The 10,061-nt window shown below is 57.7% G+C and carries 8 protein-coding genes; 5 read left to right on the top strand and 3 right to left on the bottom strand.

The window, feature by feature from the left end; genetic code table 11:
- From P4L78_RS09925 to P4L78_RS09905, 5 genes are all read left to right on the top strand, one after another.
- A partial coding sequence (locus tag P4L78_RS09925; RefSeq protein WP_309327864.1) for a hypothetical protein occupies positions 1 to 241 on the top strand: 241 nt, incomplete at its 5' end.
- 484 nt (positions 242 to 725) lie between these two features.
- Positions 726 to 1,478, top strand: a complete 753-nt coding sequence (locus P4L78_RS09920; protein ID WP_309327863.1) for a hypothetical protein — start codon at positions 726 to 728, stop codon at positions 1,476 to 1,478.
- Between the two features lie 90 nt (positions 1,479 to 1,568).
- Complete coding sequence (locus P4L78_RS09915) at positions 1,569 to 1,736, top strand: helix-turn-helix domain-containing protein (protein ID WP_309327861.1); 168 nt, start codon at positions 1,569 to 1,571, stop codon at positions 1,734 to 1,736.
- Positions 1,733 to 2,719, top strand: coding sequence for a toprim domain-containing protein (locus P4L78_RS09910; RefSeq protein WP_309327860.1), 987 nt, complete (start codon positions 1,733 to 1,735; stop codon positions 2,717 to 2,719). Before P4L78_RS09915 ends, P4L78_RS09910 begins: the two co-directional genes overlap by 4 nt.
- Positions 2,673 to 4,214 carry a YfjI family protein gene (locus P4L78_RS09905; protein ID WP_309327858.1) on the top strand — a complete coding sequence of 514 codons (1,542 nt, stop codon included), beginning with the start codon at positions 2,673 to 2,675 and terminating at the stop codon, positions 4,212 to 4,214. Before P4L78_RS09910 ends, P4L78_RS09905 begins: the two co-directional genes overlap by 47 nt.
- Before the next feature lie 54 nt (positions 4,215 to 4,268).
- On the opposite strand, the gene P4L78_RS09900 is transcribed toward P4L78_RS09905, so the two are convergent.
- The 3 genes from P4L78_RS09900 to P4L78_RS09890 are packed head-to-tail and all read right to left on the bottom strand — an operon-like array spanning position 4,269 to position 9,975.
- On the bottom strand, positions 4,269 to 7,409 hold the full coding sequence (locus tag P4L78_RS09900; RefSeq protein ID WP_309327856.1) for a type I restriction endonuclease subunit R: 3,141 nt from the start codon (positions 7,407 to 7,409) through the stop codon (positions 4,269 to 4,271).
- Complete coding sequence (locus P4L78_RS09895) at positions 7,406 to 8,614, bottom strand: FRG domain-containing protein (protein ID WP_309327855.1); 1,209 nt, start codon at positions 8,612 to 8,614, stop codon at positions 7,406 to 7,408. Before P4L78_RS09895 ends, P4L78_RS09900 begins: the two co-directional genes overlap by 4 nt.
- A complete protein-coding gene (locus P4L78_RS09890) occupies positions 8,614 to 9,975 on the bottom strand; it encodes a restriction endonuclease subunit S (RefSeq protein ID WP_309327853.1) in 1,362 nt (453 codons plus the stop codon). The genes P4L78_RS09895 and P4L78_RS09890 overlap by 1 nt, the downstream gene beginning before the upstream one ends.
- Between the last annotated feature and the right edge of the window lie 86 nt (positions 9,976 to 10,061).

The following is a 10,061-nucleotide window of genomic DNA, read 5'->3' as shown; positions in this document are numbered from 1 at the left end:
GCGCGGGCGTGCCTTCGTACCGCGCATAATGGCCGACCAGCATGCCAAGGCTGTTGTCGCGCGCGAGCAACCACGCCTGCATTTCATCAAACCAGGCTTCATGATGCAGCGCGACACCTATAACCCACGCGGCATAGGCGATGAGCGCCACGGCCTGCACAAGGACAATTTGCGCACCATTACCGGCGTTCGGACGAGCGCCGTTCCAATCTCTGCCCACGCGAAAACCCCGACCTGGTGAGCGATAAATCATGAACGAAATTAGCTAACCACGGGTTAAATCCGGTGTGAACCGGCGTGCCGCCAGGAAGCATTTCACCAAAGTTGCGCGCGCACAGACTGTCCGCACATGCTCGGGCATGGCTGAACAAGGAGTGCCAGGGGCACAGATTTCGGGGATTCCGGCGATGGTCCGGTGACGGGGTACACATTGATGCCGAAAAACGGCTGAAACCCGACATGTTCTGGACGCATGAATTTCAAAAGGCCCCCAAAAAAGCCCCCAGACGCGCCGGTTGCCAGCACATTTTCGCAACCGTCAGCGGATTTGCGATCCCCAACCTTGCTATCAACCACGCCTTAAGCCTCATAATGCTATCGACCATGGCGGTAAGAAATGCTCCTCCGCCCACCCCGCCCCACCGGGGGGTAGGTTTGGCTTGTGTTTCGGTGCCGGGTTAGAGGTACCCAGCGAATTTGGCGGCAGAGATACTTGGAGCGGTGGAATGCCAAAGCACTTTTTCGCGCAAACGAGTTTCCAGTCGCCGTTCAGCACCATTCTGATCAACGAACTTCGCGCGGCCCTCATCGATAAACGCTTGGGCGGTAAACGGCCTTCACAGAAGCCGAGACTAGGTCGAGCCCCGTTCTCTAACCAGCTCGTTTCCGTAAAATCACCCAAAGATAAGATAATCTGTTTAGCCGAAGTATGGCGCAAAGAGCATATGCTTGCCGACCTACAGACAGGCGTTCTGATTGCTCATGCGCTTAATGAAAATACAGAAAATTTTCGAACAATTCCAACTTCCTATTGGCATGAAGACTTTGCCGCCAACACATTGAATGGCTATCTGCACGACAATCCAATATCACCATTTATATCCGAGGGCCTCAAGAATGCGCCAGTTTGCATTTTAGATCATGAGGCAAAAACATGGCTTAATAAATATGGCATTACGGAAATCGACAGCGAATTTCCTGACCAGCTTCGCTCCAAGACAGAGCGCACTCGGAAATCAAGGCGTAAAAAGTACAATTGGCCGCAATTCGAAAATAAAGCCCTTGACTATCTGATGGACGAAGGCGGTCTCCGACCAGACTGGCTGCAAGCACATCTTGAGCGAGCGATGCTTGCGTGGTGCAGAGATCACTGGCCGGAAGAGCCATCGGCTCGTTTGGCGCGCGACCATGTCAAAGCCGCGATAAGCCGATTTCATGCAGAGAAGAAGCTGATCGGGCTGGGCACCTTGGGCAATTAACATGATTGCCTAAAGTAGCCGACCCGAACCGGGAAACAACGCAGAACTCCAACCAGCGCCAGACATCGGCGCCCAAAGTTGGAGGTCAACATGATTCCGTTCACAACATCCATTGCCGATGCCAGCCGGGCGCTGAGCCTTGGTCGCACATCCATTTACCTGCTGATCCATGAAGGGCGGCTGGAAACGATCAAGATTGGCCGCCGCAGGCTGGTGAAGGTCGAATCCATTCGGAAGCTGTTGGACGGCGGGCAATGAGTCGGCCGCTGGCGAGCAACGCAGATTCCCTACGTGCAGAAGTCCTCGCTGCACTTCCGATTCTATTGAGGCAATGGCTGCCGGTTGGCGAGCATCGGGGCGACATTTATGTTGCCCTCAACCCCCGGCGGAATGACCGAACGCCCGAGTCATTCAAAATCAACATCCTGACCGGGCAATGGCGGGATTATGCCATCGACGTTGGCGGGGGCGATGCCGTTTCGCTCTATGCCTATCTGTTCACTGGCGGGGATTATCGGGCTGCCATCAAGGCCATTGCTAGCGACCCGGTAGTCATTGCCGCCATAGCCAGCGGCCCAAAAGTACCCCCTGCAAAAACAGCTAAACCGCTAAAGTCGCAGACTGCCACGCTGGCCAAGGTCCGCCAGCTTTACGCCAAGGCTACGGTCTTGGCCAATTCGGCAGCCGAAGTTTACCTTCGCAACCGTGGCCTGCGGCCCACGGCGGCTTGGGACCGTCTACGGGCATCGGCGCTGCGCCACCCGACCGCTGGCGCCTGCCCTGTGCTTATTGCGCCCATAGACGACCCAAACGGGGGGCTGGTCGGTTTGCACCGCACATACCTTACGCCAGCCGGTGCAAAGGCTGCGGTACAAGAGCCCCGGCTTACGCTTGGGCAGGTGCGCGGCGGCGCCATTCGGTTGGGCGCGCCGAAAGAGGAACTGATCATTTGCGAAGGGCTGGAAGATGGCCTGACAGTTTTCCAGCAACTCAACGAGGCAATCCCGGTCTGGGTAGCTGGTGGCGCTAGCTTTCTGCACCAAATGGCCATCCCCGCGTCAGTCCGTCGCCTGACCATCGCTGCCGACAACGACGCTGCCGGACAACGGGCCGCACTACGCGCCCTCGATATATTCGGCGTGGGCGGGAGGGTGGTGCGCGTGATGCGGCCCGAACCGGGCTTCAAGGATTTCAATGATCAGCTTCGTGGCATCAAATCCAAGGATTTTCCAAATGACTGACGACATCAAGAAACAATTCGAAAACGCCGAACCAATCGAAAGGGCGGCGCCGCTCTTGCTTCGCCGAGACACTGCCCCGGCGCAGCCATACCCGGTAAAGGCGTTGGGGAAGCTGCTGTCATCCGCCGCCTATGCCATTATGGACATTGTGCAATGCCCGGACGCCATTGCCGCACAGTCAGTGCTTGGCGCTGCCGCATTGGCGGTGCAGGCGCACATCGACGTAATCCACCCCGCGACAAAGGATCGGCGTCCACCATCACTCTTTTTGATTACCGTTGCCGCGTCGGGGGAGCGCAAAAGCGCTGCCGACAAAATTGCCCTCGATCCCGTTCGGCTCAAGGAAGCCGAGTTGCACGACAGGCACCCTGACGAGATGCGCGCATATAACGACGAGCGCGCCTTGTATGATCGCGAACGTGAGAAGATCATGAAGGGTACTGGCACCAAAGCGGAGAAGAAAATGGAGTTGGCTGCTCTTGGGCCAGCCCCAGTCCCGCCGCTTACACCTGTTCTTGTTGTGAACGAACCGACGCTGGAAGGTTTGCACAAATTGATGGCGCATGGGCAGCCATCACTCGGCCTATTCAACGACGAGGGCGGCGGCTTCATTGGCGGTCATGCCATGGCGGACGATGCGCGCTTGCGCACCGCCGCTGGGCTATCCGACTTGTGGGATGGCAAGCCGGTCAAGCGAACGCGCGGGGGCGATGGAGTTACGGTGCTGCGAGGGCGGAGGCTGGCGACGCATTTGATGGCTCAGCCGGGTATCGCGGAAGGGCTCCTGGCCGACCCGCTTCTTGTTCAGCAAGGGCTGACGTCAAGGTTGCTGGTTGCTGCGCCAGCAAGCATCGCAGGCACCCGAATGCAAAGGGCGCCGAAGCCGGGCACTGAGGCAGCGCTCAAGAGGTATCGCGATGTATTGCTGCGTTTGTTGAATAGGCAGCAACGCCGGGCAAGTCCAAGCGATCCTGCACTTGATCCTCTGCCTATTTCACTTTCCGCCAACGCTGTTGATCTGTGGATTTCATTTGCCGACGAATGCGAGCGCGAGCTTGGCTCTGACGGTCGGCTGGAACCCGTGCGGGGGTTTGGCAACAAGCTGCCCGAGCATGCCTTGCGAATGGCAGCGGTGTTGGAATTGGTGGATAATCCTGCCGCCAGTGAGGTCAGTGCGGGCACGTTTGACCGGGCCGTGACATTGGCGCGGTATTATGCTGGCGAGGCGTTGCGGCTGTTCGAGCACAGTGCTGCGACCTTCGAGCTTCAGCGGGCCGAACGGCTCCTCAAATGGCTGCATGAAGTTTGGGGCAAGCCGCAAGTTGGCCTCTCCCACATCTATCAGAACGGCCCAAACAGCATCCGCACGGCTGCTTTGGCGCGGCAAGCTATTGGCATTCTGGAAGATCACCGCTGGGTCGTTGCGCTGGCCGATGGCGCAAAGATCGACGAGAAACGCCACCGGGAGGCATGGGAGATAATTCCCAAACCATAGGACCGTGCGCACCGCGCACAAACGCTGGCCCGGCAAAAGATCATGCCGGGCCAGCTATTTTGTCGAAATCTCTTTCAACAAAATCTCAGCCTGAGCCAAAACGGTCTGGACCGCTTCATCAGACAAATCGGGCGGGTATCCGTATTTCTTCAGGATGCGTTTGACCAAGACTCGCATACGGGCGCGGGCACTTTCACGCTGGTGCCAATCGACCGTGGCGTTGCTGCGCAACTGTTCCAAAAGCTCGTGGGCGATTAACCGGAGCTTTTCATCGCCCATGGCTTCAAGCGCGCTCTGGTTTTCGGCCAGCGCATCATAAAACGCCACTTCCTCCTGGCTAAGGCCAAGTTCCTCACCTCGCGCACGGGCTGCCTTCATGTCCTTGGCAAGTTCAATCAGTTGCTGGATCATCTCCACGGCGGAAATGGCGCCAGCGTGGTAGCGCGCCACCGCCGCCTCCAGCCGGTTGGAAAACGCCTTGCTTTCAACCAAATTGGTCTTGGACCGGCTGACAATCTCGCCGTTCAGGAGCTTTTTCAGGGCCTCCAGCGCAAGGTTCTTCTTATCCATTTTCCCGATTTCCATCAGGAACTCGTCGGATAGGATCGAAATATCGGGGGACTCAATCCCGGCCACTTTCAGGATGTCGATAATTTCCGAGGACGCCACCGCCCGGTCAACAAGCTGTTGCACGGCAAAGTTGCGGTCTGCCTCACTGATTTTGCCGGTGGCAGTCGTTTTGGCCAATGCGGCCCGGATGGCTTGGAAAAAGCCCACCTCGTCGCGGATGGCGCGGCCTTCGTCGCTTGCAGAGGCTAGGGCGTATGCCCTGGACAGTCCCAGCGCCATGTCGAGATACCGGCGGTGGACACGCTTCTTGTCCTCTGCTGCATGCACCTTGGCGGCTTCGCCCTCCTGCCATTTCAGCACCCAGTCGATGGCGCCGCCAAGGCACATAAGGCGTTCGCGCGGCTGGCCGTGTATCCCCGGTTGATAGTCAAAACCGTGGAATATGTCGCGGATCGCCTCGTACCGCTCCATCATCACGGCGACGGCGGTGGCCTCGTCTATGCCTGTCTTGTCGCGGTCGGAATCGGTATATTGGCCCAGCGCGTTGCGGAGGTTTTGCGCAACGCCGATATAATCGACCACCAGCCCGCCCGGCTTGTCCTTGAACACCCGGTTCACGCGGGCAATTGCCTGCATCAAGCCGTGGCCGCGCATAGGCTTGTCGATATACATGGTGTTCATGCACGGCGCGTCAAAGCCGGTAAGCCACATGTCGCACACGATCACCAGCCGCAGGGGGTCGTCAGGGTTGCGCGCCCGCTTGGCCAGATCGTCCCGCCGCTTCTTTGCCCCGATATGCTGTTGCCAGCCGAGCGGATCAGACGCGGCGCCGGTCATCACGATTTTGACCTTGCCTTCGGCATCGTCGGTGGAATGCCAATCCGGGCGCAGCGCAATAATCTTGTCGTACAGCGCAACGCAAATGCGGCGGCTCATGCACACGGCCATCGCCTTGCCGTTCATGGCCTCTATCCGCGCGTCCAGATGCGCCACCAAGTCAGCCGCAACTTGGCCAAGGCGCTTGTCAGAACCGACCAAGGCTTCGACGGCAGACCACTTGGCCTTCATCTTTTCGGCTTCGGTCAGGGACTCATCTTCGATCAACGCCTCAATTTCCGCGTCGATCAACGGCTTTTCGTCCTCGTTGAGTTCGATGCGCGCCAGTCGGCTTTCGTAAAAGATCGGCACCGTTGCGCCATCTTCCACCGCGCGGCTGATATCGTAGATGTCGATATATTCGCCAAAAATGGCCGGGGTGTTGATGTCCACAGCCTCAATCGGCGTGCCGGTAAAGCCGATGAAGGATGCGTTTGGCATCGCCTGCCGGATGTAATGGGCATAGCCATAGCGGCGTAGCCCGGTTTCCCGGTTCAACCGAGACTCAAAGCCGTACTGGCTACGGTGGGCTTCGTCTGCGATAACGATGATGTTGCGGCGGTCGGACAAAAGCGGAAAGCTCTCCTCCCCCTTTTCCGGCGAAAACTTTTGGACCGTGGTGAAAACAACGCCGCCCGCTGCCTTGTCGAGAAGCTGCTTCAAATCCGCCCGGCTATCGGCCTGTTCGGGATTCTGGCGGATCAAATCACGGCAGAGCCCAAATGTGCTGAACAACTGGTCATCAAGATCGTTTCGGTCGGTAAGGATAACCAGCGTCGGATTTTCAAGCGCCTGTGATTTCACGGCCAGCCCGGCGAAGAACGCCATCAACAGGCTTTTGCCTGACCCTTGGGTATGCCAGATCACGCCGATTTTGCGGTCGCCATCGGGGCGGGTGGCTTCGATCGCTTGCCGCACTGCCTTTTGCGCACCGTGGAACTGGTGATAGCCTGCGATGATCTTGTACGGTTTTGCCCCGGTATCGCCAAACACGATGAAATCGCGGATCAGTGCCAGCAGATTTTCACGGGAGAACACCCCGCGCAGCAGCGTTTCCAGTTCGGGCGTGCCACGGTGGGCAAAGTCCTGCCCGTCCGCCGTGCGCCATGGCATATACCGTTCCTGGTCGGCGGTGATGGAACCGATGCGGGCCTCCATGCCGTCCGATGTAACCAACACCGCGTTGGTGCTGAACAGGCTGGGGATCTGGTGGAGGTAGGTCTGCAACTGATTGTAGGCGTCGGTCAGCGTTGCATTCTTTGAGGCGGCATTTTTCAGTTCCAGCACGGCAAGCGGCAGGCCGTTGACGAACAGCACCACATCCGGGCGGCGGTTGGCCCGGTTTTCGACCACAGCAAACTGATTGACCGCCAGCCAGTCATTGGTATCGGGCCGGTCGAAATCAATCAGCCAGATTTTGGTAGAGACGGTTTTGCCTTGGTCGCCCCGGTATTCAACATCGACGCCTTCGGTCAGCAGTTTATGAATGCGCCGGTTTTCCTCGACCAGTGAGGGCAATTCGCCCGTCAGCACCTGCCGCATGGCCTCGTTGCGTGCTGGCTCGGGGGCATCTGCGTTCAACCGGGCAATCGCCGCCTCAAGCCTGCCAACAAGCACAACATCGCCAAACGACCGCCGCTCGGGTGCTGCGCCATCCGGGGCGATGACAGACCCATGCAAATAAGCCCAGCCAAGTTCTCGCAGGGTTTCGAGCGCGGCAAGCTCAACGATGTCTTCGGTGATGGTCATGCTTGCTGCGCATTCTGGGCCTCATCATTTGGCCTCCATCGCGCCTTGAAGTATTCCACGATGCGGTGATCGCATGCCTCGGCCATTTTCCTGTCTACTCCGAACGAGAGGAGAATTCGCCTAAACATCAACTTAAGTTGAAGCACTGAATTTGGGCGACTTGGCCAATCGACGCCCGCTTCGGCTTGATACGCCTTCACAAGTTTATCAGAAATTATTGTACGATCGCCTTGAGAAATGCCATCATAACTTGCGAATAGAACTTCTATCAGATCGTTTATATCCTGATAGTTAGGAATGATCTCTGAGCCTTGCTCGACATGCAGAGTGGCTTGGATTTTAGTTTCCATTGCAGCAGATGCTGACAGCCTAACGGTGTTGCGCCGCTCCTCATCGATAACGCGAACCAACCAGTCGTTGCAGTAACGCGATGCGCCGCCCGGATCGGGAAACAGGTTGGCATGGTGGATATTCATTTTTCGCAGCGTGTTCAGGCAATCGACGCGATGTTCATTAGGAATGTGAATTTTTCCGATAAAACGCGCCACGTCCATTGCGTTGCCGGGGTCGATGAGTTCATTTTCGGCCAGTCCATTTATGATGGCTGAGACCAAATTGTCGCCGCCGCTCGGGGTAATAGTGAACAAGCCCGCCTGATTGACCAGCCGCGCGTTTTCGTGGTGCGTCGGCTCAAAGATGATATCGGGCAGTGTTTCACGAATGGCGGACATATTCAGGCAAAACACCGCTCGCGACGGATTTGCCGAGCCATCCGCATCCATGGAGTCAAAAGCGAAGAACAACGCGACGTAGGGTGATTTGGTCCAGTCGATCAGTGGGGTACAAAGGCCGTGGTGCTGCCCCAGTGCCCACACTTCCCGATCATCGTCGATACTGCTTAGGTCGAGACCACGCCCGCGCATGGCAAGGCGGAATTCATGCAACAGATTGGTTTCATGTTCGGGCGGAACCGATCCGCCATCGAACAGGCGGCCAAGCGTTGAGGACAAGTGCCAGTTGTGCCCGGCTTGCCCGCGATAGATGATTTCCCCCTTGGCCGTGTTATGCCCCGGCGAGCGCATGGCATCGATGAACTTTTCCCAGCTTTCCACGCGGCAGGCCGGGACCAGCCCATCGATCTGCTCGTCCCCGAAAGCATGGTCGGGGAACAGCGGCAGCGAGAGGAAATAGGGCGGCTCGTCCATCAGGCAGTCTCAACCTGCGGAGCCACACGCACTTCGCCCGACATCAGGCGGGGCAGGAGATAGTCGCGGGTTTCGGCGAGGGTGTGGTTTTCCAGTTCGTTGTGGATCATGCGATCCCACAGCGGCTGCATAACTCCCGACATGGCAACAATGGCCGGATCGGGCGGACAGACCGTTGCGGCATTGGTAAGGTGCATCCGCTGGATGTGGCCCATCGTGGTCGCCTTGGAAGCGGCGATGAGTTGGAACTCCGGCAGATGATGATGCACCCAGAGGGCATAGAACCACTGCGGGTAGGAGTCCGAAGAAACCTTGAAGAGGTGCTGGTTCAGCGCGCCATCGCCCTTGGTCCAGACCTTTGCCATGAGGCTGCCAGACCATGAGAAGATGAAATCGCCGTCCCTGATGATATACTTTGCAGGCAGGCTGCGAGCCGCGCGGTTGGTGCGATCCGACAAGCCATTGCGAAGTTCAGCAATCTTGATGACGGGTAGGTCAGGCTCTCCCGCCTTCGCCGGATGCTTTTGCAAGGCCAATCCATTGAGAAATTCTGCGATTGAATCGAGAGGGCGCTCAATCCACCCCACCGGCAAGCCATCATTGCCGAAGGCGGCGGGGAAGAGGCTGGCGAGTTGGGCGGCGCGGGCGGGGTCTGTGGTCAGGCCACCCATGATCGCGACGGGATCAACCACACCCGCAGCCTTGCGGCGGACAGGGCCGAAATCGACAAACCAATCCCGAAATATCGCCTGTGCCATTCCCTCCAGCGTCTCATTCATCCGCCGGTTGAGTTCGATCTTGTCTTCGAAATTCTGGACAAGATCGACAATCCACTGCCTTTCGCTGGTCAGCGGCGGCACCTCAAAATTGAGAAAATCATCCCGCGCTAAGCCAAGATTAGTTGTCCCGGTTGAGTGCGCCCGGCAATATTCCCGATATTGTGGCGTTTGCAGCAACCAATAAAGGTATGTCCGAGGCGCATTTTTATCTTTGAAAACCAGCTTGACGGTATCCTGCGTCAGGCGGCCAAGCGGGATGTGTGAAGGCACTCGCGCAACAGCACCAAGCAGGTCTGCCGATTGTGTTACATCTTTGAGGGAGACGTAAATTTCGCCCGGTGTGAGCAGGTGGCGCGGATCGCATGGGCCGCCATACGTTTTGAGATTCCCCTCTTTGAAGCCGCCATTTCTGGCAATCGAGCCTAGACCAAGTAGCACCGGCCCCGGTCGCCCAAGGAGTGCGCTCTTGTAAGTCGTGCCTCGTTGAAGCTCGAAAAAATCGCCCAGAACCGATGTCATCAAAGCGCCGATCATGTCCCATGGCGTGGTGTAGATTATTGAAGCCACCGCCGATTTCGGCATCAGTTTGAGCCGGTCATGCGCCTGGCACAGCCGAGAGCACGACGATGGGATTGTCGCTCACTGGCGCCATGGTTTCAAGCGACATG

It is taken from the genome of Silvimonas sp., assembly GCF_031291215.1.
In the GTDB taxonomy this organism is placed as follows: Bacteria; Pseudomonadota; Gammaproteobacteria; order Burkholderiales; family Chitinibacteraceae; genus Silvimonas; species Silvimonas soli.
Note: the sequence above shows the minus strand (reverse complement) of the source record. Positions and strands in the feature narration are given on the sequence as shown.